The sequence below is a fragment of the Nonomuraea sp. NPDC049784 genome, assembly GCF_040659615.1.
Taxonomy (GTDB): Bacteria; Actinomycetota; Actinomycetes; order Streptosporangiales; family Streptosporangiaceae; genus Nonomuraea.
In genome coordinates this window covers 1-23,367 of the sequence record NZ_JBFAMX010000126.1, presented here as the reverse complement: position 1 = coordinate 23,367, position 23,367 = coordinate 1, and the positions used below count along the sequence as shown (strand labels likewise).

16 protein-coding genes and 1 pseudogene are annotated in these 23,367 nt (G+C 70.0%); 8 read left to right on the top strand and 9 right to left on the bottom strand.

The genetic code is table 11. The features are described 5' to 3' along the window. The 5 genes and pseudogenes from AB0J09_RS25090 to AB0J09_RS25070 all read left to right on the top strand — a co-directional run. Positions 1-194, top strand: a pseudogene (locus AB0J09_RS25090) (hypothetical protein); the annotation flags it as partial. Positions 195-201: 7 nt separating this feature from the next. Beyond that, positions 202-1,488: an extracellular solute-binding protein gene (locus AB0J09_RS25085; protein WP_360695606.1), complete on the top strand. Its 1,287-nt coding sequence runs from the start codon at positions 202-204 to the stop codon at positions 1,486-1,488. Next, positions 1,488-2,423: a sugar ABC transporter permease gene (locus tag AB0J09_RS25080; protein ID WP_360695603.1), complete on the top strand. Its 936-nt coding sequence runs from the start codon at positions 1,488-1,490 to the stop codon at positions 2,421-2,423. The genes AB0J09_RS25085 and AB0J09_RS25080 overlap by 1 nt, the downstream gene beginning before the upstream one ends. After that, a complete protein-coding gene (locus AB0J09_RS25075) occupies positions 2,420-3,247 on the top strand; it encodes a carbohydrate ABC transporter permease (RefSeq protein ID WP_360695601.1) in 828 nt (275 codons plus the stop codon). The genes AB0J09_RS25080 and AB0J09_RS25075 overlap by 4 nt, the downstream gene beginning before the upstream one ends. 82 nt (positions 3,248-3,329) lie before the next feature. Then, entirely contained in the window at positions 3,330-6,239 is a 2,910-nt protein-coding gene (locus tag AB0J09_RS25070) for a hypothetical protein (RefSeq protein WP_360695598.1), read from the top strand. Positions 6,240-6,279: 40 nt separating this feature from the next. On the opposite strand, the gene AB0J09_RS25065 is transcribed toward AB0J09_RS25070, so the two are convergent. The 4 genes from AB0J09_RS25065 to AB0J09_RS25050 are packed head-to-tail and all read right to left on the bottom strand — an operon-like array spanning position 6,280 to position 10,459. After that, positions 6,280-7,125 carry a carbohydrate ABC transporter permease gene (locus AB0J09_RS25065; protein WP_360695595.1) on the bottom strand — a complete coding sequence of 282 codons (846 nt, stop codon included), beginning with the start codon at positions 7,123-7,125 and terminating at the stop codon, positions 6,280-6,282. Next, positions 7,118-8,155 carry a sugar ABC transporter permease gene (locus tag AB0J09_RS25060; RefSeq protein WP_360695592.1) on the bottom strand — a complete coding sequence of 346 codons (1,038 nt, stop codon included), beginning with the start codon at positions 8,153-8,155 and terminating at the stop codon, positions 7,118-7,120. The genes AB0J09_RS25065 and AB0J09_RS25060 overlap by 8 nt, the downstream gene beginning before the upstream one ends. Continuing rightward, on the bottom strand, positions 8,152-9,399 hold the full coding sequence (locus tag AB0J09_RS25055) for an extracellular solute-binding protein (protein ID WP_360695589.1): 1,248 nt from the start codon (positions 9,397-9,399) through the stop codon (positions 8,152-8,154). Before AB0J09_RS25055 ends, AB0J09_RS25060 begins: the two co-directional genes overlap by 4 nt. 34 nt (positions 9,400-9,433) lie before the next feature. Beyond that, the gene (locus AB0J09_RS25050; RefSeq protein WP_360695586.1) at positions 9,434-10,459 is read right to left on the bottom strand and encodes a LacI family DNA-binding transcriptional regulator; all 1,026 of its coding nucleotides are present in this window, start codon (positions 10,457-10,459) and stop codon (positions 9,434-9,436) included. A 152-nt stretch (positions 10,460-10,611) separates the two neighbouring features. Here AB0J09_RS25050 and AB0J09_RS25045 point away from each other — a divergent pair, with 152 nt between their 5' ends. Beyond that, positions 10,612-12,774, top strand: a complete 2,163-nt coding sequence (locus AB0J09_RS25045; protein WP_360695583.1) for a glycogen debranching N-terminal domain-containing protein — start codon at positions 10,612-10,614, stop codon at positions 12,772-12,774. 91 nt (positions 12,775-12,865) lie between these two features. Beyond that, on the top strand, positions 12,866-13,909 hold the full coding sequence (locus AB0J09_RS25040; RefSeq protein ID WP_360695580.1) for a hypothetical protein: 1,044 nt from the start codon (positions 12,866-12,868) through the stop codon (positions 13,907-13,909). Between the two features lie 184 nt (positions 13,910-14,093). Here AB0J09_RS25040 and AB0J09_RS25035 read toward each other — a convergent pair whose 3' ends face one another. From AB0J09_RS25035 to AB0J09_RS25015, 5 genes are all read right to left on the bottom strand, one after another. Further along, positions 14,094-14,648, bottom strand: coding sequence for a DUF6529 family protein (locus AB0J09_RS25035; RefSeq protein ID WP_360695577.1), 555 nt, complete (start codon positions 14,646-14,648; stop codon positions 14,094-14,096). 94 nt (positions 14,649-14,742) lie between these two features. Then, positions 14,743-16,491, bottom strand: coding sequence for a phosphatase PAP2 family protein (locus tag AB0J09_RS25030; RefSeq protein ID WP_360695574.1), 1,749 nt, complete (start codon positions 16,489-16,491; stop codon positions 14,743-14,745). Positions 16,492-17,038: 547 nt separating this feature from the next. After that, positions 17,039-17,962: a hypothetical protein gene (locus tag AB0J09_RS25025; RefSeq protein WP_360695571.1), complete on the bottom strand. Its 924-nt coding sequence runs from the start codon at positions 17,960-17,962 to the stop codon at positions 17,039-17,041. Between the two features lie 482 nt (positions 17,963-18,444). Continuing rightward, positions 18,445-18,615 carry a hypothetical protein gene (locus AB0J09_RS25020; RefSeq protein ID WP_360695568.1) on the bottom strand — a complete coding sequence of 57 codons (171 nt, stop codon included), beginning with the start codon at positions 18,613-18,615 and terminating at the stop codon, positions 18,445-18,447. Between the two features lie 3 nt (positions 18,616-18,618). After that, positions 18,619-22,446 carry a S8 family serine peptidase gene (locus tag AB0J09_RS25015; RefSeq protein ID WP_360695565.1) on the bottom strand — a complete coding sequence of 1,276 codons (3,828 nt, stop codon included), beginning with the start codon at positions 22,444-22,446 and terminating at the stop codon, positions 18,619-18,621. Between the two features lie 115 nt (positions 22,447-22,561). Here AB0J09_RS25015 and AB0J09_RS25010 point away from each other — a divergent pair. Continuing rightward, positions 22,562-23,367, top strand: an 806-nt coding sequence (locus AB0J09_RS25010) for a transcriptional regulator (RefSeq protein WP_360695562.1), incomplete at its 3' end; no start/stop codon positions are given.

Genomic DNA, 23,367 nt, shown 5'->3' with positions numbered 1-23,367 from the left:
GGCCGGCCGGCTGGCCCGACTACCGGGTGACCGCCGTGCTCGCGCCGGACGTCAACACGTTCGGCCTGGTCACCCTGCCCGAGGAGCGGCACGCGTCCTACCGGGTGCGTGCCTTCCGCTACGGCCCACCGTCGAACGTCGTCCACCGGACGACCGGCGACGACACCCCATCCCCCACCACCGAAGAAGACTGAGCCCACCATGAACAAGCTGTCCGTGCCCGGTGCGATCGCACTGGCCGTCACGTTGGCGCTGAGCGCCTGCTCGAGCGGTACGCCCGGCACGTCCGCCGCGCCCTCGACCGGCGGCGAGCAGAAGGTCACCTTCCTGGTCTTCCCGTCGCCGAACCTGCCGGAGTCGTACTGGAAGGCCCAGGTCGCGCTGGTGACGAAGGCCAACCCCGACCTCGACGTGGAGCTCGTCGCCGCGCCGTCCGAGTCCGAGCGCAACGACTACGCCAAGCAGCTGGCCGCGTCGGGGCAGCTGCCCGACGTGCAGATCGGCATGCAGGACCTGATCGCCCTGGAGCCGAACCTGGCGACCTGGAGCGAGCAGGAGCTGAAGGACTTCATCTGCCCGACGTGCGGCGCGGTCAACGGCAAGGTGCTGCAGCTGCCGGCCAACACCCAGACGATCCCGAACGTCTACTACAGCAAGAAGCTCTTCAAGAAGGCCAGGATCGCCGCGCCACCGAAGACGTACGCCGAGCTGCTGGCCGACGCCGAGAAGCTCAAGGCCGCCGGGATCACGCCGTTCGTGAGCGGCGGCGTGTTCGTCACCTCCCAGCCGTGGACCGCCATCCTGGCCACCGACCTGTACGCCAAGACGCCCGACTGGATCGCCAAGCGGCGCGCCGGCCAGGTGACGTTCGCCGGTGACCCGGCCATGAAGGCGGCCACGCAGAAGTTCACCGACCTCGCCGCCAAGGGCTACATCGACAAGCGGCAGATCGGTCAGGACTACCCGAAGACGCAGGAGGCGTTCCTGGCCGGCAAGGGCGCGATGTACCCGATGGGGAGCTGGTTCGCCGCCGCGGCCGACCAGTCGGACCTGAAGGACGACATCGGCGTGTTCGCCTGGCCCAGCGACGACGGGAGCCTGCACCTGCCGGCGTTCACCGGCGGCGGCCTGTCCGTGAGCGCCACGGCCAAGAACATGAGCGCGGCGAAGAAGTTCGCGCTGGCCTTCCAGCTGACCAAGGAGAACCTGGACGCCTCGGTCAAGGCCGACGCGCTGTTCCCGGCCATCAAGGGCTACACGCCGCCGTCCACCACCGGCCCGGTCTTCAAGGCCGTGTACGACCTGTGGCAGCAGGCGCTGCAGCAGAACGCGACCGTCCCGGCCTTCAGCTGGGAGGCGGGCGACGCGGCGATGCTGCCCGGCATGCAGGGCAAGTTCTGGTCGAGCGCGCAGGACCTGGTCAGCGGCAAGAAGACGACGGACCAGGTGCTGGCGTTCCTCGACACCGAATGGGAGAAGAGCGGCTGATGGCCGTCAGCACCACCCAACGCAGGCCCGGCGCGCTCGCGCGCCATGGGAGCAGGCGACCGGCACGGCCGGGCCTGTGGCACTTCCTGACCTTCGCGGCGCCCGGCACGCTCGTCTACACGTGCCTGGTGCTGCTGCCGATCGCCATGAGCGTCGGCTACAGCCTCACCAACCAGGCGCTGCTCAGGCCGAACACGCAATTCGTCGGGCTGCGCAACTACGCGCTGCTGTTCAAGGACGAGACGTTCCTGAACTCGCTGCGCGTCACCACCATCCTGTCGCTGATCGTGGTCATCGTCCCGAACGTGCTCGGCGTGGCGATCGCCGTCATCCTCGACCGGCGCGGCTGGCTCTACAACGCGCTGCGCAGCGTCTTCTTCACCCCCATGGTGATCAGCTCGGTGGTCATCAGCGTGATCTGGACCCGCGTGCTCGCCGACGACGGGCCGGTCAACCAGGGGCTGCGTGCCCTGGGCGTCAGCGAGCCGCCCGGCTGGCTGTCCGACCCGGACATCGCGCTCTACTCGCTGTCGTCCATCGTCTGCTGGCAGATGCTGGGCTTCTGCGTGGTCGTCTATCTGGCCGGATTGCAGGGGGTGCCGCAGGAGCTGGCCGAGGCGGCCGCGATCGACGGGGCCGGGCCGCTGCGGCGTTTCTGGAAGGTCACCTGGCCGCTGCTGGCCCCCGCGCTGACCATCAACACGGTCGTGCTGCTGATCTCCGCGTTCAAGATCTTCGACCACGTCAAGGTCATCACGAACGGCGGCCCGGGCACGGGCACGACGGCCAGCGTGGCGTTCGTCGTCCTGCAGGAGGGGTTCGTGGAGAACCGCACCGGCTACGCCTCCGCCGAGGCGGTCGTCATGCTCGTCATCATCGCCGTGCTGTCGGTGGTCACGCTGCGGATCCTGCAGCGCAGGGAGGTGCAGCTGTGACATCCCGCCTGCCGTGGGTGCGCCCGCTGGTCGCGCTCGTCATCGGCGCCGTCTTCTTCATCCCGCTCTACATCGCGCTGATCAACGTCTTCAAGGCCAGTGGGCAGGTCGCCCGCGACACGATGTCCCTGCCCGCGCCGCCCACCCTGGACAACCTCGTCCGCGTGCTGACCGACCCCGACAGCCTCTTCTGGTCGTCGCTGCGCACCAGCGTCGTGGTCACCTCGCTGTCGATCGTCATCCTGACGCTGCTGTCGGCCATGCTGGGCCACTACCTGGCGCGGCACGACCAGTGGTGGTCCCGGGCCGTGATGGTGCTGCTGCTGTGCGGCCTGATGATCCCGCCGCAGGTCATCCTCATCCCGGTCACGCAGGTGCTCAAGTCGCTCGGGCTGATGTCCACGCTCCAGGGCCTCGTCCTGTTCAACGTCGGCTACTACGTCCCGTTCGGGGTGTTCGTCTTCTCCGGGTTCATGAAGGGGATCCCGCGCGAGCTGGAGGAGGCGGCCGCGATCGACGGGGCGACGCGGTGGCAGACGTTCTGGCGCGTCGTCTTCCCGCTGCTGCGGCCGGCCACCGCCAGTGTGCTGATCTTCCTCGGGGTGTGGATCTGGAACGACTTCCTCAACCCGCTGATCATCTACGGGCCCCGCGAGGGCACGACGATCATGACGGGCGTGTACAAGTCGCTCGGCCAGTACGCCGCGGACTTCGGCGGCATGTTCGCCCTGATGTTCCTGGCCACGCTGCCGATCCTGGTCTTCTACCTGCTGCTGCAGAAGCAGTTCGTCAAGGGGCTGACGGGCGGCGCGACCAAGGGTTGAGTAGGGGGCTACTCATGCGCTGTCGCCCGGCGCGGTTGATCGTCGGTACTGCCGACACGACGCCGACGCGCGGGGGAACGACATGTACACAAGAGTTCTGGTGGCCTTATTACTGGTCGCCGGGGGCCTGCTCGGGCTCCCGGCCGCTCCCGCCTGGAGCGCTCCGGCCACGCAGCCGGTGACGGTGCGGATCATGTCCGTCGAATGCGAGCACTGCAGGAATGAAGGGCTCGAGGACGCCGGCATGAGCGCCCCTGACTTCTATGCGAAGATCACCATCGGCTCCGACACGTTCACCACCCCCCGGGCCCCTGACGACCAGACGCAGGTCTTCCTGCCCCAGGGGTGGACGATGACCCGCCAGGTGTCCACCTCGCTGCCCTCGGTGGACATCTCGGTCCAGATCTGGGACTACGACCCCGCCCCCGACCCCAACGGCGACGACCTGGCCGACGCCACGCCGCGCCGCGGCGACGCCACCGCGCGGTTCACACTCGACCTGGTGGACGGCGACCTCTCCGGCGACCTGACCTCGCCCAGCCAGTGCCTGCTCGGCAAGGACGACGAGCAGCCGCCAGTGCAGGTCTGCTTCGACATCCGGCCGTACTCCTTCGAGGACAGCGACGGCGACAGCTTCACCGACTACGCCGAGTACCGCGGCCTCGACTTCGACGACAACGGCACCATCGACCTGCACCTGGAGCAGTACGCCGACACCAGGCGCCGTGACCTGTTCGTCGAGATCGACTGGATGAAGGGCGAACAGCCGGACCAGGCCGACCTGAACGCCGTGCAGCAGGTGTTCAACGCCGCGCCGGTCACCAACGACCTCACCGGCGCGACCGGGCTGGCCCTGCACTTGATACCCGACGAGGAGGTGCCCTGGGCGGAGAGCCTGCGCTTCGACGGCGACAACTCCGAATTCGACGCCCTGAAGTGGGGTGCCTCAGACAAGACGTGCGCGCACGGTGGCGAGGACGGCCACTTCGGCACCGCGGCCGACCGGGCCAGCCCGCTGTGCGAGCAGGTCCTGCTGTTCAAGCGGCTGCACTTCCGGTACGGCATCTTCATCCACGGGCTGAGCCCCGCGACCGTCACCGACAGCAACGGCAAGCAGCACCCCAACCTCACCACGGGGATGGCCGAGTTGGACGATCGGGGCAGCAACGACTTCGTGGTGTCGGTCGGCCGCCTGGCGGCGAACGTCGACGTCAGCCGCTACAACGGCATCGGCGCCGTCCGGCAGGCCACACTGCTGCACGAGCTGGGCCACACCTTCGGCCTGGGCCACGGCGGGCGCACCGACGACGGCCGCGTCGACTCGATCAACTGCAAGCCCAACTACTTCAGCGTCATGAACTACTCGCGGCAGTTCGCCACCGCCCGCACTCTGCCCGAAGACCAGCAGCTGGACCCCGACCGGCCGCTCGACTTCCAGCAAGTGCAGCCGGACACCTTGGTGGAGAGCAACCTGGACGAAACCAAGCAGCCGGCCGTCGGCGGTGCGGGCAACCGGCTGGTCATCTGGGGCAGCGTGGACAACCTGTGGCATCGCTACGTGGCCGACGGGAAGATCAACTGGCGGGTGGACCTCCTGCCCAGCCCGCCGAACCCGCCGAACACGCCGAATCTGGAAAAGTCGGTAAATGTCGACATCAACCGCATCCCCGCCCTCGACGGCTGCGCGGACCATTCAGCAGGGCAGACACTGCTCAGCCGCCCCGACTGGGACCGCCTGGTGTATGACTTCTCCTCCAGCCGCTACTTCGCCGAGGGCTCCCAGGGCCCGTACCTGCAAGAGATCTCCGGTGATGACCTGCAACGGCTGCTCGCCGCCGACCTGAACGCCACCAAGACCGTCGACAAGGCTGACGCCGTGCCCGGCGATCAGCTCACGTACACGGTGAAGGTCGGCAACAAGGGCCCCAGCACCGCGACCGCCGTCTCGCTCACCGACACGCCGCCCACCGGCGCGGTCGTCACCCGTAACCTGCCCGACCTGCCCGCGGGGCAGAGCAACACACAGACCTTCACCTACCAGGTGCCCTGCACGGTCACCGACGGCGCCGTGCTCACCAACACCGCCAAGGTCACCGGCAAGGACGCCTCCGGCGGCGCCGAGCCCGAGCTGCTGCTGGGCGACAACACCGCCACCGCGAAGACCACCGCCCACGTCCCCGTGCTGACGCTGACCAAGACGGCGACGCCCAGCGCGCACGCCGGCGATCCCCTCACCTACACCCTCACCTACCGCAACACCGGCTCGGCGCCCGCCACGGGCGTGGTCGTGACCGACACGCTGCCGGGCGACGTCTACTACAGCCAGGCGCTCGACCAGGGCACGGGCCCCAAACCCGCCGAGGTCGTCAAGGGCGGCGACGGCACCACGACGCTGCGCTGGAAGCCGGGCACGGTCGCCCCGGGCGCGACCGCGACGATCAGCTACACCGCGCGCACGAGCCTGCTGACCGCCGGCGGGACCGTCGTCGCCACCCGGGCGACGCTCGAGTACGGCGGCGCGGGCGACTGCGAGTACCCCGGCGTGACGGCCACGGCCGCATCGACGGTCACCGAGCAGCCGCCCAGCCGCGACCCGCGCGCGCAGCTCGTCTGGGCGCTGCACCAGAGCGACTGGACGCCCGACCTGCTGGCCCGTGTGCAGGCGACCGACCAGCGTTACGACGGCGCCGACGGCTCGACCCCTGACGGGGCGCTCTCCAAGGCCGAGGTGGGCGCCGCCTTCACGCTGCCGCTCCTGCAGCCCAGGCTGCTGCGGGCCGAACTGCTGACCACGTACCTCAACCTGTCCGACCGGCGGATCAACGCGGCCACCAGGATCGTCTCGGTCCCGGCCGGCCTGCTCGACCTGACGAGCACAGGCCAGGCCGCCAGGTACGCGCAGTCCGCCCTGCAGGCGGCGGACCTGCTGCGCGAAACCAAGGTGACCGTCGTGCTGAACGAGATCAACCTCAACCTCAGCGAACGCTACTGATTGAGCTGACTGAGCGCCCGGGGCAAGCACCCCCGGGCGCTCAGCCCTTCTCGGAGCCCTCGTTGGCGCCACGCACGAAGTACCGCTGGAAGACCACGAAGACGACGGCCACCGGAATGGTCGCCAGCAACGCGGCGCCCAGCTTGAGCGGATACTGCGTACCCTTCCCCAGCGACCCGCTCACCAGGTCGGCCAGCCCGCGCGGCAGCGTGAACAGCTCAGGGCTCTGCACCGCGACGAGGCTGTGCGGGAACTCGTTCCAGGTGCTCTGGAACGAGATGATCGTGAGCGTCAGCAGCGCGGGCCGGGCCATCGGCAGCACGACCGACCAGTACGTGCGGAAGACCCCCGCCCCGTCCACCCGAGCCGCCTCCTCGACGCTGGCAGGCAGCGACTCGAAGAACTGCTTCATGATGAACACGCCGCCCGCGTCCGCGATCACCGGCAGGATCAGCGCGGTGTAGCTGTCGTACATGCCGAGCTGGTTCAGCACCAGGAACTTCGGGATGAACAGCACCACCCCCGGCACCGCGAGGACGGCGACGATCGCCGAGAACAGCGCGCGCCGCCCGGCGAAGCGCAGTCGCGCGAGCGCGTAGCCGGCCATGGAGTCGAGCAGCACGCGCCCGGCCGTGACCACCACGGTCACCAGCACCGAGTTGCCCAGCCACAGCGGCAGGTCGGTGTTGACGAACACCTTCTCGTAGCCGCCCATCGACACCGGGTCGGGGATCGGCGACAGGGGGTAGGCGGCCGCGTCCGGCTCGGTCTTGAAGGAGGTGGCGATCTGGATGACGAACGGGTAGAGGAAGACCAGCGCGAAGAAGATCAGTACGAAGTAGCCGGCGAACGTGGAGGCCAGCGAGCGCGCGTTGTCCTTAGCCATGGCGGAGACTCCCGGTCCTCTCCCTCATCACCCAGCGCTGGACCAGGGTCAGCACCACGATGATGGCGAACAGCACGAACGAGATCGCGGTGCCCGAGCCGTACTCGAAGCTGCGGAAAGCCGTCTGGTACGACAGGAAAGCCGGAGTGAGCGTGGTCTTGGCGGGATTGCCCTGGCTCATCACGTAGACCTGGTCGAACACCTGCCACGTCGAGATCAGCCCCAGCGTGAGCACCAGGAACAGGGTCGGCTTGAGCAGCGGCAGCGTCACGTACCGGAAGACCTGACGGCGGCCCGCCCCGTCCAGCATCGCGGCCTCCTCCAGCGACACGGGGATGTCCTGCAGCGCGGCCAGGAACATGAGCATGAACGTCCCGGACGTGGTCCAGACGACCAGCATGATGATGGTGCTCATCGCCACGCTCGGCCCCGACAGCCATTCCCACCACGACAGCCCGAACGGCCCGCCGCTGGTCAGTGCCTCCGGTGGCGCCTCAGGATCGACCACCCCGATGGCGCCCAGCAGCAGATGCAGCAGGCCGCGCGAGTCGGCGAACCACTGGGGCCCGTCGATGCCGAGCAGGCTCATCATGCCGTTCACCGCGCCGGAGTTGGCGAACACGAACAGGAACACGACGCTGATCGCCACCGAGCTGGTGACCGAGGGGAAGAAGAACGCGGCGCGGAAGAACGTCCTGCCTCTGAGCAGCCGGCTGTTGACGATCAGAGCCAGGCCGAGCGCCAGCACGGTCTGGACGGGCACCACGATGGCCACGAAGTAGACGTTGTTGCGGACACTCGTCATGAAGTCCTGCCGGGCCAGCCCCTCCTCGGTGAACAGGCGGGCGTAGTTGTCCACGCCGGCGAACGGCACGCCGCTCCGGAACGGGCTGCCCTGCCCGTTCCAGTCGGTCAGGCTCACCCAGAACGCCATGAGGATCGGCGCCAGCATGAACAGGCCGAGGATCACCACGACGGGCGCCACGAACAGCCAGCCCGCGAGGTTCTCGCGTGTCTTGCGTGCGGTCATGACGTGCCGAGCGCGGCCTGGATGTTCTTCTGCGTCCGCTGCAGCAGCGTCTTGGGCGCGGTGGTGGCCAGCTGCTGGAGCCCGGTGTCGAAGTCGGCCAGGACGCTGTCCATCTTGGGGGCGTTCACCGGACCCTGGGCGTAGTCGGCACCGTTGACGAAGGGCGCGTCGGCCGGGAACTCGCTGGTGTAGGCGCTCTTGGCGGACTGGCGCGAGGGCATGACGCCGAACGCCTTGGCGAAGGCCATCTGCTGGTCGGCCTTGGTCATCGCCTCGACGAACGCGATGGCCTGCTCCTTGTGCTTGCTCTTGGCCGAGATGCCCCAGCAGTTGGTGAACGACAGCGTGCCCTTGCCCTTGGGGCCCGCGGGCAGCTCGTGGACGGCGTACTTGATGTCGGGGAAGTCCGCCTTGAGCGCGCCCTTGATCCAGTTGCCCTCGATGGTCATCGCGACCTTGCCCTTGCCGAACGCTTCGCCGCCCCAGCCCGCGTCGAGCTGGTCGGGATATCTGGCCAGCTTGGCCGACACCAGGGAGCGCACGTACTCGAGCGCCGCGAGGTTCTGCGGGCTGTCGGCGGTGGCCTGCTTGCCGTCAGTGCTGGTGAGCCAGCCGCCGGCCTGCACCATGAACGCGCCGACGCGGTCGCGGGTCGGGCCGATCGCCAGCGGGGTGATGCCCTTGGCCTTGAGCTTCTCACTGACCGAGGTCAGCTGCTCCCAGGTGGTGGGCACGTCGGCGTCGCCGAGCCCGGCCTTGGACCACAGGTCCTGGTTGACGATCAGGGCGAGGGTGGAGAAGTCCTTGGGAGCGCAGTAGAACTTGCCGTCGCGGGTGAACGCCGTACGCAGGGAGGGGTAGAAGTCGTCAGGCTGGCTGATCTTGTCCCCGTACGGCTCCAGGGCGCCGACGCTGGCGTAGTCGGCGAAGCGGGAGGCGTCCACGTAGAACACGTCCGGCGGGTTGTCACCGGCGAAGGCCTGGCCGAGCTGCTGGGCGAGGTCCTGGGCGGGCGTCACCGTCGCGGCCGCCCCGGCCGAGGCGGCCCACGTCTGAGCGGCCTGCTTGACGGCGGCGGTCTCGGCCTCGCCGGAGGAGCCGATGAGGATCTGCAGCGTGACCTGGCCTCCGGTCTGCTGAGCCGGGCTCGGCTTGTCGTCGAAGCCGCTGCCGCAGGCCGACAGGAGGAGTGAGGCGCAGGCGAGGCTGCTGAGCGTGGCGGCGCGGCGGGTGCTTGGCGTCATCGGTGTGGTCCTGTTCTCGCGTAGGGGGGTGGGGTCAAGCGGACTGGCGGAAGGTCAGGCTGGGGGGCAGCAGCACGTGAGCGGACGGCGGTTCGGCGTCGGGGCTCTCCAGGGTGCGGGCGAGCAGCTCGACGCAGGCCGCCGCGGCATCGGCGAGCGGCTGGTGGACGCTGGTCAGGCCGACGGCCTTCGCGGCGGGCGTGTCGTCGAAGCCGACCACGGCGACGGGCCGGTCGGGTTCGCGGGCCTGCAGCGCGCCCAGTGCGAGCGAGTCGCTGGCGCACACCAGGGCGGTCACCTCGGGATCCGCCCTGAGCAGGTCGCGGGCCGCGCTCTCCCCGGCGGCGATGCCGTCCTCGACCGCCCGCTGCAACCGGTCGAGACCCGGTCCACCTGCGCGGGGCCGACCTTCGGGGACGCCCGCGAGCGCGCGGGCCCATCCTTCCCGGCGGTCGTCGCCCACGCCCGAGCCCGGCGGCCAGCCGATGAAGCCGATGCGCCGGTGACCGGCGGCCAGCAGGTGGCGGGTGGCCGCCTCGGTGCCCGCGGCGCCGTCCACGTCTACCCACGGATGGCGGGCGTCGGGCAGGTCGCTCCATGGCCGGCCGAAGGCGACGAACGGCAGGCCGCGCTCCAGCAGCCAGGACGCGCGGATGTCGTCGTGATGCGTGGCGGTCAGGACGAAGGCGTCCGGCTTGTAGGCGCCGAGCAGGTCCTCGTACGTGGCGATCTCCGAGCGGTCGTCCGCGGCGGTGTAGAGCAGGATCCGGTACCCCTCCTGGGCCGCCGTCTCCGTCAGGCTGTGCAGGAAGCGATCGGCCCATGAGCCGCTGATCCCGTCGCCGTCGGGCTCGATGCCGATGGCGATCAGGCGGGAGCGGCCGGTACGCATCTGGCGGGCGGCCTGGTTGGCGCGGTAGCCGAGCCGCTCGATCACTTCAAGGACGTGCTTGCGCGTCTCCTCTCGGACCACTTCCGGGCTGTTGAGCGTGTTGGACACCGTCTGGCGCGACACGCCCGCAGCCCTTGCCACGTCGGTGATCGTCACCTTTTCCGCCATCAAGCGCCTTTCGAGGGGTTGAACGTTCAAAGTCTGGTGAGGCATGATTTGATCGTTCAAAAGTTAGCGGAGTGTTTCGAAATCTGCACCCCCGGCGTCCTCCTGTCAAGACCCGGTGGTGATCATTGACCTAACCCCAAGGGGGAGTCGTAGTGCTTCAGCCGCTGCTGCACGATCTGGTCAGCACCGTCATGGCGCCGGCGAGCGCGCTGAGCGACACCGACGGCCAGATCCGCCCGGCCGGCGTGCAGGGACTCTTCTGCGCGGACCGCCGGGTGCTGTCCCAGGCCCGGCTGCTGGTGGACGGGCGGGAGCCGGAGTCCGTCGGCCATGCGCCCGCCGGCGCCGGCCGTGCCCGCTTCGTGTCGCTGGCCCGCTGGCTCGGCGACCGCACGGCCGATCCCACGGTCCGGCTGGACCGGCTGCGGGAGCTCGGGCCGTACGGGATGAGCGAGCAGATCGAGATCATCTCCACCTCGTCGTCGCCGGTGACGGCCACGATCACGGTCGAGCTGTCGTGCGACTTCGCGGCCATCGAAGCGGTCAAGTCCGGCCGCTCCGGCGTCCCCGCGCGTGCGACCGTGGCCGGAGCGGGCCGCCTGACCTGGCGCTCCGGCACCACCGAGGTCACCGTCACCGGCCACGGCGCCCAGGCGCTCGTGGCTGGGGAAGACGCCACCCCGGAAGGCGGCGTCCCGCGTCGGTCAAGCGACGGCGCCGAGGCGGAGGCGGGGGGCGGTGGCGAGCCGCTCGCGGCGGTGGCGGGTGGGGTGTGCCTGCGGTGGGAGGTGAGTCTGCCGCCGCGTGGCCGGGTGACGTTGCGCTGGGAGCTCGCCGTGGAGGACCCCGCCGCGGTCGTCGTGCCCCCCGCCTCCTCCCTCGAATGGAGCCCGCCGCGCGTCACCGCCGACGACCGGCGCATCACCAGGCTGCTCGACCAGTCGCTCGAAGACCTGAGGTCGCTGCGGCTGGCCGAGCCGGGCGCGCCCGGTGACACGTTTCTCGGGGCGGGAGCGCCCTGGTTCCTGACCCTCTTCGGCAGGGACAGCATCTGGGCGGCACGCATGCTACTCCCGCTCGGCACCCGGCTGGCCGCGGGCACCCTGCGCGTGCTGGCCCGCCGCCAGGGGCGGCGCCTCGACCCGGACACGGGTGAGGCTCCCGGAAAGATCATGCACGAGCTGCGCAGGGAGGCGTTCGACCTGGCGGGCCAGGACGGGCGGCTGCCCGCCGCCTACTACGGCACCATCGACGCCACCCCGCTCTGGATCAGCCTCCTGCACGACGCGTGGCGCTGGGGCATGCCGCCGCGCGAGGTCGAGGCGCTGCTGCCGAACCTGCGGGCCGCGCTGGGCTGGCTCGCCGACCACGCCGACCCCGATGGGGACGGGTTCATCGAGTACGTCGACGCGAGCGGCCGCGGCCTGGCCAACCAGGGCTGGAAGGACTCGGGCGACTCGGTGCGCTTCCACGACGGCCGTCAGGCCGAGCCACCGATCGCGCTGGTCGAGGTGCAGGGCTACGCGCACCAGGCGGCCCTGCACGGGGCCGCCCTGTTGGACGCCTTCGGCCTCCCTGGGGCGGCTCGCTGGCGCGAGTACGCCGCGGCGCTGGCCGAGCGCTTCCGCGCCGCCTTCTGGGTCGACGGGCCTGAGGGCCGCTTCCCGGCGCTCGCCCTCGACGGCGACAAGCGCCCGGTGAACGCCCTCACCAGCAACATCGGCCACCTTCTCGGCACCGGCCTGCTCTCGCGGGAGGAGTCGGCCCAGGTCGCCGGCCTGCTGGCGTCTCCCGGCATGGCGGAGGGGTTCGGGCTGCGCACGATGTCGTCGCGTGAGGGCGGGTTCAGCCCGCTGTCGTACCACTGCGGATCCGTCTGGCCCCACGACACGGCCATCGTCATCGCCGCCCTGGCCAGGGAGGGCTTCGACGAGCAGGCGGTCACCCTCGCCGAGGGGCTGCTGGCGGCGGCCGAGTCGTTCGGCTACCGGCTGCCGGAGCTGTACGCGGGTGACGCCCGGGACCAGGTGGGCCGGCCGGTGGCGTACCCCGCGGCCTGCCGCCCCCAGGCCTGGTCCGCAGCCGCCGCGGTCGCCATCGCCCACGCGGCCCTGGGCCTCTACCCCGACGTGCCGGAGGGCCGGGCGCACCTGCGCCCGCTGTCCGGCGCGCCCCTGGGAGCGCTGACGGTCGCCGGACTGCGCGTGGCGGGCACGGAGGTCGAGGCGGGAGTGGGCCACGACGGCACCGCCACCGTCGCCGGTTTGCCCACGGGCATGCACCTCGTGCGGGAGGAGGCCGCCGAGATCCGGTGACACGCGACCCGGTTCATCTGTCCGCGTGGTTCGCCTGGACGTCAGCCCATGTTCACAAACGGGTAGCAACCAGCCCATAGATTCGAACCTCGTGAAATTTGATGACAAACCTGCCGTGCTTTCCCGGCGTTCCCTTCTTGCCGGCGCGCTCTCCGGAGCCGGCCTCACCGTGCTGGGCGGCACCGCCGCGCAGGCGGCCACCGGGCGGAGCCGGAGAACGCCCCGGGTCCTGATCGCCACGAACGAGCCGTGGGGCACCTACCACGCGGCCCCGCTGCTGCCCGAGGCGCGGCGGCAAGGGTGGGAGATCACGCAGTTGGTGCCGGATCTGTCCGGGATCAAGCCGGGCGATCCGGTGCCGGTGGTGACGCCGGACCAAGTGCAGAGCGCCGACCTGCTCGTCGTGACGGGCGCCGGGGACTGGCCGGCGGAGTGCGCGGCGCGGTTCGGGAAGCTGCCGTTGATCGCGAGCTCGCTGGCGTACCAGCTGCCCGTCGAGGCGCCTCGTGCGAAGGAGTTCCGCGACCGGCTCAGGGCGATCACCGCGTCCTCGCCCGCCGAGGCCAAGGTGTTCGACGACTACCTGGGCACCCGCCGCCCGATCACGGTCGTGGGCACCCCGCAGACCGACGACCTGCCCAGGCACTCCCCCGAGCCCGGCACCGTCCTGGTGCTGACCAGCGTGACCAAGTCCAGCAGCACCGGCGGCTCCGCCCCCGGCACCGAGCTGCTCCTGGCCGCGGCCGAACGGCTGGCGGCGGCCGGCAAGCACATCCTGGTCGGGCTGCACCCGCGCGAGGACCGCTCGCTGTGGGAGCAGTACGAGATCAGCTCCGTGGCGTCGGTCCAGGCGTCGGCGCGGGCCGAGGCCGCCATCGGCATCCCGGGGACCGTCTTCCCCGTGGTCGCGGCCGTGGGCGTCCCGCTGGTGGGCTGCACGGATCCAAGCCTGCAGATCCCGGAATACCTGCTGAGCGTCTGCTCGCACACGATCACCGCCGCGGACGAGGCCGTGACCGCCGTGGCGGAAGCCAAGCCGGTGTCGCGGGAGGTGCTGTACGAGGCGGTCGGACCCGTCGGCGGCTCGGCCCGCCGCCTGCTCAAGGTCTGGCGGAAGGCGGGCATCCGCGTCTGAAGCCTGGCCGCCGTGCATCATACGTACAATGATCCACACCAGCGGCAAGAGGCCCGTCACCAGCGGAAACGCGGTGACGGGCCTCTCCCGTTGTGTCCGGCCGCCTACGGCTGACACCAGCCCACTGCGGCTGATCGTTCCCAATGCGTTCCCGCTGGATGCGGGCCAAGCTTGCGGCTGACTGCTACGGCTGGGCCAGCTGCCAGAGCGCCGCTGAGTACCACAGGATCACGATGAGGGTGACCAGGGTGCCGCCGGCGAGTGGCAACGCCCAGCCGGGTAGGTGCCGACTGCGGACGAGGAGTACCTTCGCGGCGAATGCGCCGTAGAAGAAGCAGCCGGCGAGGGAGTGCAGAGCGACCCGGGCGTTGTCCATCTGCACTCCGTAGGCGGTGATGCAGTGGTAAGCGATGGGTAGGGAGAGCACGAACAGCACGGCTCCGCCGATGCGGTGGGCGAGGTGTACCGAGCGAGGGGCGGCGCCGGCCTTGGGTAGCCGTTGGTAGATCCACAGCGCCAATATGAGCTGGTAGAAAGCCAGGCCCAACAGGGCGGTGCCGACTTGCGCCTTCAGAAGGTTCGCGTCGTTGCCGCGGCGTCCGAACAGGCTGCTGGCGAAGTCCGGGGTGTGTATCCGGCCGACAGCATACAAGGCCACCGTCACGGCCAGAGCGAGCCCGGCGGCTGTCGCGAGCCGCGGCGAGGCCAGGCGGGGTGACATCCTCCGCGCTGCTCCCATGTCCGTCTGCTCCCTCCCATGATCCGTGCGGCCGGCGCCGTCGCAACAACCCGCTTGATGTTGTGCGTATGGCGGCTGTCGTGGCCGACGGCATTCAGCGCGCTGGGATCTTGTTGCCCTTCGGGTTGAGCACGTACCACTTGGCGCCGAAGGAGTTGAGACCCTGCCCGGTGGTGTCGCCGGGCTTGGCATCGCTGAGGAAGTGGTACAGCGGGTGGCCGTTGTAGGTGACCTGGGTGGTGTGGTCGGTCCTGGTGGTGGTGCCGAGCAAGGCGGGTGATGCGCCGCCGCCGGCCTGCGGCCTGCCCGTGGTGGTCAGTGGCGGCCAGGCGCTCGCACATGCGCTGTAGCAGGTCGAGTTGGTGCCCTTGTCCGCCTCGAACAGGTACAGCGTGCGTCCTCGGCCGTCGGCGAGGATCTTGCCGAGCTTGGAGTCTCGGACCGTGACGGTGGTGCTCGCGCGGGTGGCGCTGCCGGCCGCGGGCTTTGCGGTTGGGGAACCCGGGACGGCTGGGGCGAGCTTGGACTGACCGAGCGCGTAGCGGGCGATGGCGGCGCCGAGTTCGTTGCCGGACTTATGGTCGAGTTGGGTGTGCAAGCCGCCCCAGATGCGGCTGAGCCCGGCTTCAGTCGCGGTGGCGCTCAAGCTGGTATAGGGCTTGGTATACGGCCGAGGGCCGCCGGCGGCGGCAGGTGCGGTGAGGGTGAAGGCGTTGCGGTCGCCGTAGAAGGCCGCGAGTACTGTGGCGGCGGCTGTGCTGATCTCGCTGTGCATGCCTGGATAGGACGGGTCGGGAGGGGTGGCGACAAGCGGGGTCCATTTCGGGTCTCGTTTGACCTGCGGGTTGCCGGCGGCGAGGCGGATGGCGGTGATCGGCCGCCAGAGCCGGTATGTGTATTTGGCGTCGTAGATGCCGATGACGGCATCGGCGAGGGTCAGGTTGAGCAGGGCGAACAGGTTCGCTGACTGGTCGAGATCGCTGTGGCGCGCGAGGGCGATCTGTTGGGCGATGTCGTACCAGTAGTTCTGGGCTGGGGCGCTCCAGAGCTTGGCGAGCGTGGTCTGGTCCGCTGTGCGCGTGGTGCTGTGGGCGGCGCCGATGGTCTTGACCTCGTTCATGGCGGCTGCGTAGGCAGGGCTGCTCAGCGCCGGGGGCGCGGCGGGACGGAACTGGTGGCCGGTACGGAGTACGAACGGGGTGACGTTGCCCCAGTGGGTGAACTCCGGTGCCTTGAAGGCAGGCGGGGTCGGCCGGTAGTCGCCGGGTTTGCCGGTGGTGGCGTAGGGCGGCGGGGTGGCGTCGGCGCCGTCGTGCGCGCGCAGGGCGATGATGGCGTGAGCCGCTTGGGCGCCGACCTTGATGCCCTCCTGTTTGGCCCGGTCGTCGGGGATACCGGCGAGATCGGAGGACAACTGGCGGTCCAGGCTGGCCTTACGCGCTGGGTACAGGGCGGCGAGGGTGTCGTGCGCGGCCGCCGCGGCCGCGGCGGGGCGGGAGGCATCCCGCGGTGCGGCAAGGCTGGAGCCGTAGAGGGGATGAGCGCGGCTGATCGCGTTGACCGCGTCATAGACGGCTGCGCTCATGATGGCGAAGTTCCGCGTGGGATGAATGGTGGCCGGCTGTGCGTGCGGACTGCGCACGATGTTGAGTAGCGTCCGGTTCCACTCGATCACCACGTTGCCCCGAGTCGGCGGCGTGACGGCGTTCGCGGTCGAGAGCGGGGCGGCATAGGCCGCGGGTGCTGCGGCGTGCTGAGCGCCGAGCGTCAATACGGCCACCGCGAGCGCGAGCACAGGCCGCCGCTGGGTTCTCCTCGGCTCTGGAAGCGTGAAAGTCCTCACGATCTTTCTCCTTTCGGGTAGCGGAAGGAGGAAAGATGACAGGCCACTTCAGCGTCTCTACGCCAACCAGCGCTCGCCGTGGCCGGGACCGCCGCCCTCAACCCCGTCGGGGATTGGTCCGTGCCGACCGTTACCGTTCCGACTCATAGGGCTTGCGTCGTTAGTCACGACGCAACCAAAAGCCATAAACTCGTTGTCCTTTCATGGAGAGCGGATCCCCCCGTCAGTCTATTCACGGCCGCTGCAGTAGGACGCTCACCAACGCCCTCGGTGCCGGACATGCTGCTGCATTCACCACCATAGCCGACAGCAAGTGCGCGTAAACATCGCCGAGGCAAAGCCCTCTGCAAGCTGGGCCATCCACGCCGCAGCGCGGTTAAGTCCAACCTCAATCTGGAGTGTCAAGAAAATGGCTCAGACAAAAATCTGTGATGACTTGCCGCGAAAGTGAAAATGGGAGCCGAATATTAGCCGGTCTGAAAGCCAGACGTGGAAGTAATTGCCTGTGATCCTGTCGGCTGGTATGCCGCGACTGCGGTGCTTGCGGTTACTGGAGTCGGGGCAGGAATCTACGGTGGGCGAGGGCGGCCGTTGTCTCCGCGACGAGCGCGGCGATGAAGGCTGTGATCGCGAGCAGTACGCACCAGGCCCACACCGTGTACCCGACGGGCCTTCCGTAGTTGATCCAGTGCAGGGCGAAGATGGCGACGGCGGCGTATGGGAACGCGAACGACCAGAACCCGGGGCTGAACGCCAGCCGGCGGTACACGGGGATCAGCCGGAGTTGGACGATGGCGGCGAGCGCGGTGAACCCGCCGAACACCAGGGCGACGGCGTCAACCTTGTCGTGGGTGATGGCCAGGTAGGCAAGGCCGCCGAGAGCGGGCGGCGCGATCTCGATGGCCAGGGTGGGCAGCAGTGGCGCAGGCAGGCGGGGGCGGAACAGTAGCCGGGCCATGATGACGGAGCCGATGAGCAGCCACGAAATGACGCCGACGCCCATGAACGCGTGGGCGATGACGGTCCAGCCAGCGCGGGCGGCACCGATGGAGGCGATGAGTCCTCCAGCGACGGCGGGCAGGACGTAGCCGGAGTGCAGACGGTCCAGGTCGAGTTCTTCGACGATCCATTGGCCGGTGATCCATCCGGCCAGGATGGTGGTGGCGGCGGCGAAGACCGCGAACAGCCACCGACCGGCGGTGGGGGCGTGGGGCATCAGACCGGTCGCCAGGAGCATGCCGACGATCGGGATCAGCGACACGAACGGCGCCAGCACCGGATCGGCCAGCTCGGCGCGCCAGCCGCCGGGCCGGCGCGAAACCTGCGACACGTAGCCGACGATGAGCACCAGCCACACGACGGCGGTAACGATGAACAGGACGTCGGCCACCAGCGCGGGCGCCACCCCCAGCATGGCCGCGTACCCCCAGCAGGTGGCCAGACCGGCCAACCCGTAGGAGATTCCAAACATGTTCGGGGTGATCCCAACCTGGGGCTGAGCTGTCCGCGTGTTCATCGAGCCCTCCACCGCGAATACTGGCGGCCGCGTGCCCTCTGCAAATGCGCTGACGCTGACTGTGGTCGTCTGGGCGACGTCGTGGATCCGGCCGCCTGACAGTTCGACGTACCCCAAAATCCCATGCCCATGTCACATGCGTGATCCATGCCAGACAAGACCATGCGTCACCTGGCCGCACCGCGGCTTCAGCGGAAAGCGCCTGCTCACGTAAGGACTCGGCCAGGAGGCGCTCATGGTACTCGTCCCAGTCAACGTTGCCGTTGCGCTGCGCCTCATCCCGAGCCTTCTCCACCGCGCGTAGCAACCCGACCTGGATGGTGTCCGGCGGCTCACGGTGTGGCACGTAGGTACGCCAGATAGGCGCACATCAGGCGGGCACTCCGGGATGATCTCAGTTGAGAGGAAACCCTGGCCCTGCCCGGCAAGCGCGCGTGTCAGAGTGAGTCTTCCGGGAAGGTCTGGCGCAGCCGTTCGGCCTGCTCGCGGAGGGGACGGGGGATGAGCTCCACGAGCTGGTCCGGCCTGAGCGGCAGGTCGAGCAGGCTGAGCTTGACCCGGTTGCCGGCTCTCCCCGCTTCCGGGGTCCTGGAAGCGGGGAGAGCCATGAGTCACTTCAGGCCGTACGCCCGGTATACGGTCTGCTCCACGGTGTTGCCCTCGGCGTCCGTGGCCTGGGCCTTGAGCCCCACCGCGCCCGTGGTGCCGGCCAGCTCGGGAGGCGTGATGGTGGCGCGGCCCGAGGCGGAGACGGGGACCGGCGTCCAGTGGGCGCCGTCGTCGAACGTGACCGAGAGCTTCAGTGCGGTGAGCTTCGCGTCCGGCACGCCGTAGGACCCGTGGTAGCCGGTGACGGTGATCCGGTGCGAGGTGCCCGCCTTGAGCCGGTTGTCCAGATCGAGGGGCACGTCGTAGCGGAGGTTGAGCCGCCTGACCGGCTCGCACGGCGCCAGCTTGCCCGTGGCGAACCAGGCCAGGCAGAGCCCGTCGTCCGTCGTGGTCATCCCGCCGGTCGGCCGCTTCGAGCGGAACGTCCACGCGGTCTCGACGTCCTTGGCGTACAGCTGCGACGGGTTGGGGGTGTGGAACTTGTCGGTGAGCCGGTAGGTCGCGTCCGCCTCCGGGAGGGAGAACGTCGGCACGATGATCGCGAAGATGGCGAGCACGATCGTGTTCTCGACGAGCGGGACCTCCTGGCCGTCGCGGTACAGGTGCATCTCGTCCTTGCCGCCGTGCGTGGCGCTCTGGAAGTTCGCGTTGTACGCGAACGCCTCCTGGTGGTTCGGCATGGGACCCATGATCGGCAGGGCCGCCAGCCAGGTGTCGTTCGTGCGGCACGGGAAGCACTGGGCGGTGCCGGATTTGAGCACCGCGTCGGAGACGACGACGTTGCCGGGCACGCGGGGCTGGATGCCCCACGCCTCGGCGCGCGAGCCGGCGGAGGCGAACAAGTCGATGGCGGTGGCCGTCAGCGCGTGCTTGGTGTAGTAGTCGGTGCCCTCGTCGTACGTCGTCGTGTTGGTACGGGTCCAGATGACGTCCGGCGAGACCGGCCCGACGTACTCGGTCAAGGTCGTCCGCGCGCGCACGGTGTGGTCCATGGACCACGTCCCGGCGTACCTGCCCGGCCGGGTCAGGAGCGTCGCCGAGGTGCTCAGCCCCACGGTGCCGGGCCGGTCGGCGTGGAAGCGGTCGTCGATCCGCTCCAGGTCGCGTGTCTTGATCGAATAGCCGAGGTCGGCGGGGACCCGGCCGCGCTCGGGCAGCATCAGCGAGTACAGGTACGGCGTGGTCGCGACGCCCTCCGCCGCCACGGTGACCGGCCGGCGCCCGGCGAGGGCGGCCAGCGCCCGGCCCTGCGTGGCGGTCAGGCTCATGGTCGGGATCGGGTACGTGGGCCAGCTGCCCGCTGGGGCGAGGAAGGCCCGGTTGACGGCCCCGTACCCCAGGACGCCCACGGCGCCGGCCTGCTGGGCGGCCTTGACCCGGTCCAGGGCGTTGCCCGAGCACGCCATGGTCGGGCAGAGGTCCTCGAGGTTCAGCAGGACGAGTTTGCCGCGCACGTCCAGGGCGCTGAAGTCGGTGCCCGTGCCGGCGTAGACGAGCGGGAGGCTGGCGCGGCCGTCGAGCTTGGGCGTCTCCGGGTTCACGTTCAGATAGCGCGGGGTGAGGTCGGGACCGCCGGGCACCTTCATGCGGATCGCGGGCGCGCCGAGCTGGAAGCGGCCGGTGAGGTCGAACGTGCCCTGCGTGACCTTGCGGGTGGGCAGCATCACGTAGTTGTGCAGCCCGTACTCGGGATACAGGGACTGCACGTCGACGTAGGCGACGCCGTTGGCGGCGGTGCGGCGGTAGGCGTACTGCGAGAGGCGGACCTCCGAGTCGCGCGGCGTCTCCACCGACACCTTGCGGGCCTTGCGCAGGTCGAGCGTGACCGTGGTGTCCTTCGTGACCTCGACCTGCGGGTCGGAGGGCAGCGACTGGACCCACTCGCCGTCCGCGCCGCGCCAGGCCAGGGCGGTGAGCACGGTGTAGGTGCCGGGATAGACCTGGGCCTCGGTCTCGGCGCCGGAGGCGGGGGCGTAGGAGTACTGGAGGTCGTCGCGGTCGTCGGTCCGCATGAACATCCACGGGATCGCCGTGGGAGCGGTGGCTCCGTCGGGCAGCACGACCCGGGCCCGCACGGTGACCTTCCGCGGCTCGACGAACGCGCCGACGGCCGTGTTCACCTGGACGTCGCCGCTCGAGGCCCGCACATAGCCCTCGTACCAGGTGTCGGGACCGGCGGGGTCGAACGTGACCGCGACGGGCGCGGTGCCGTGCGTGGGGACGGTGACCGTGTCGTGGTCGAGGGTGAGCGTGCGGGCCTGCAGGTCTCCCCGGTGCGCCTTGACGCCGGTGCTCAGGGTGAGGGTCACCGGCTGGTCGCCGTCGTTGGTGTAGGTGAGGGTCTTGGTGACAGGGCCGCTCTGGGGCGAGGGCAGGAAGCCGAAGTCGACGCCGCCGGAGCCGCGTACCTGCTGCTTGACGGCGCGGGCGACGTCGACACGGCCAGCGCCCTCCTCGTAGGCGTCCTGTCCGTCGCCGTGGGCAGTGCTGGTGAGCGCGGCCTTGAGCTCGGTGTTGGTCCAGCCGGGGTGCTGCTGCGCGAGGATCGCGGCGGCGCCTGCGACGTGCGGGGTCGCCATCGACGTGCCGGACGCCGTGGTGTAGCCGTCCTCGGCGGGCTCGCCCATGGACGTGCCGGCCGCGCGGGCGGCGACGATGTCCACGCCGGGGGCGCTGACGTCGGGCTTGAGGCTGTAGTCGATCGCGGTGGGGCCCCGGCTGGAGAAGGACGCCAGCGCGTCCGAGCGGTCCACGGCGGCGACGGTCAGCGCGGAGGCCGCGGTGCCCGGCGAGCCGATCGCGCGGCTCTTGCCGTCGTTGCCCGCGGCGACCACGAACAGCGCGCCGGAGTCGGCGGTGAGCTTGTTCAGGGCCTGGTCGAGCGGGTTGTCCGGGCCCGGGCAGCAGCCGCCGAGGCTCATGCTGACCACGCGGGCCTGCTGAGCGACCGCCCACTGCATGCCTTCGATGACGTCGGACTCCAGGCCGCCGCCGTAGTTGTTGAGCACCTTGCCGATCAGCAGCGACGCCTCGGGGGCGACCCCTCGGTACTTGGCGCCGTTGCCCGCGATGATGGAGGCGACGTGCGTGCCGTGGCCGTGCCCGTCCTGGGCGCTCTTCTCCGAGCTGAAGTTCTCGGTCGCGGCGATCCGGCCTGCCAGGTCGGGGTGGGTGGCGTCGACGCCGGTGTCGAGCACGGCCACCTTGACGCCCGTGCCCTTGAACCCGGCCGCCCACGCCTCGGGGGCGCCGATCTGCTTGACGCTCCGGTCGAGCGTGACCTGCACCTTGCGGTCGAGCCAGATCTTCGAGGAGGCGGCCCTGGCCGTGCTGACCCCGGACCAGAACTGCCCGGCGGCCTTCTTGTCCACCTTGACGGCCATGCCGTCGATGCTGGTGAGGGTGCGTGCCCCGGCGATCCGCTGCTGCGGCCCGTGCTGGACGATCAGGGGCAGGGTGGGGCTCTCCGCGTCGGAGTAGCCGTTGCCCGCCAGGTACGCCACGTCGAACAGGCCCTTGTCCAGGCGTCCCGCCGACACCTCGCCCATCACGTCCGTGGGGTAGATGTAGTACGCGTCGCCCTCGCGTTCCGACATGAAGAACACCGGCGTGCCCCCGGGGCGCTGGGCCGGCTCGACCTGGGCCTGCGGGCCGCCGTCCTGGGCGGTGCTGTAGGTCACCACGTCCCCGGTGATCAACGTGATCTTCTTCGGGGACGCCCCCGTCATGCCGGCGACCGGCGCCGGGACCGAGGGGGCGGGAAGTGGGGTCGGCGCGGCCATCCCGGTGGACAGCAGCACCCCTAACGCGACAAGCGACCGGCCGATCATGCGTCTCCTCAGAGATCATCGTGTCCCCGGGAACCATGACAGATCGCAGTAAAGTCGCGAAAGACGGTTGCGAGTCCTCTTCCCGCCATGTGCGGAAATAGGACATGCTGTGGTCGTGCTGGAGATCATCGGGCTCTCGTACGCCGAGCAGGCCCTGTACGAGGCACTGGTCGAGCACTCCCCCGCCACGCTGGCCGAGCTGGGGCACGTCGCGTCCACGGCCGCCGGGCTGGAGGAGCTCGGCCTGATCACCCGTCTCCCCGAGGACCCGCCGCGTTACGTGGCGGTCTCCCCCGAGATGGGGCTGGACGCCCTGATCCGGGCGCGCACCCGCGAACTGGCCGCGGCCCGCCACCGCGCCGCCCAGCTCGCGGCCCGCTTCCACCGCTCGGTGCCCGATCAGGACCCGGAGAACGACAGGGTGGAGGTGGTGGTCGGGCAGGACGCGGTGGGGCGGTGGTTCCGGCGGCTCCAGGAGGGCGCGCGGCGGCTGATCCGCGTCTTCGACGCGCCGCCGTACGCGACCCCCGTGGGCGGTAACGCGGTGGAGTTCGAGCTGCTGGAGCGGGGTGTCGAGTACCGGGCGCTGTACGACAGGCGGGCCATGGAGGTGCCGGGCACTCTCTCGCAAATCACCCGCTACGTCGCGGCAGGCGAGCAGGCCAGGGTCGGCGACGTGCCGGTGAAGCTGGCCCTGAACGACCTCCCCCTGGCGATCATGCCGCTCCGCCACGACCAGCACGTCGTGGAGTCGGCGCTGGTGGTACACGACTCGACGCTGCTGGACGCGCTGTCCGCGCTGTTCGAGATGTGCTGGGAGCGGGCCATACCGCTGCAGGTCAGGCACGGGCGCCTGGCCGAGGCGACCGGCACCGCCGACGTACAGCGCGACCTGCTGCCGCTGCTGACCGCCGGGCTGAC

Coding starts and splice junctions, on each gene's coding strand:
- AB0J09_RS25050 (WP_360695586.1), bottom strand. CDS start 10,459: ATGGCGGAAAAGGTGACGATCACCGACGTGGCAAGGGCTGCGGGCGTG.
- AB0J09_RS25060 (WP_360695592.1), bottom strand. CDS start 8,155: ATGACCGCACGCAAGACACGCGAGAACCTCGCGGGCTGGCTGTTCGTG.
- AB0J09_RS25065 (WP_360695595.1), bottom strand. CDS start 7,125: ATGGCTAAGGACAACGCGCGCTCGCTGGCCTCCACGTTCGCCGGCTAC.
- AB0J09_RS25055 (WP_360695589.1), bottom strand. CDS start 9,399: ATGACGCCAAGCACCCGCCGCGCCGCCACGCTCAGCAGCCTCGCCTGC.
- AB0J09_RS25015 (WP_360695565.1), bottom strand. CDS start 22,446: ATGATCGGCCGGTCGCTTGTCGCGTTAGGGGTGCTGCTGTCCACCGGG.
- AB0J09_RS25070 (WP_360695598.1), top strand. CDS start 3,330: ATGTACACAAGAGTTCTGGTGGCCTTATTACTGGTCGCCGGGGGCCTG.
- AB0J09_RS25025 (WP_360695571.1), bottom strand. CDS start 17,962: ATGTTTGGAATCTCCTACGGGTTGGCCGGTCTGGCCACCTGCTGGGGG.
- AB0J09_RS25085 (WP_360695606.1), top strand. CDS start 202: ATGAACAAGCTGTCCGTGCCCGGTGCGATCGCACTGGCCGTCACGTTG.
- AB0J09_RS25020 (WP_360695568.1), bottom strand. CDS start 18,615: ATGGCTCTCCCCGCTTCCAGGACCCCGGAAGCGGGGAGAGCCGGCAAC.
- AB0J09_RS25080 (WP_360695603.1), top strand. CDS start 1,488: ATGGCCGTCAGCACCACCCAACGCAGGCCCGGCGCGCTCGCGCGCCAT.
- AB0J09_RS25035 (WP_360695577.1), bottom strand. CDS start 14,648: ATGGGAGCAGCGCGGAGGATGTCACCCCGCCTGGCCTCGCCGCGGCTC.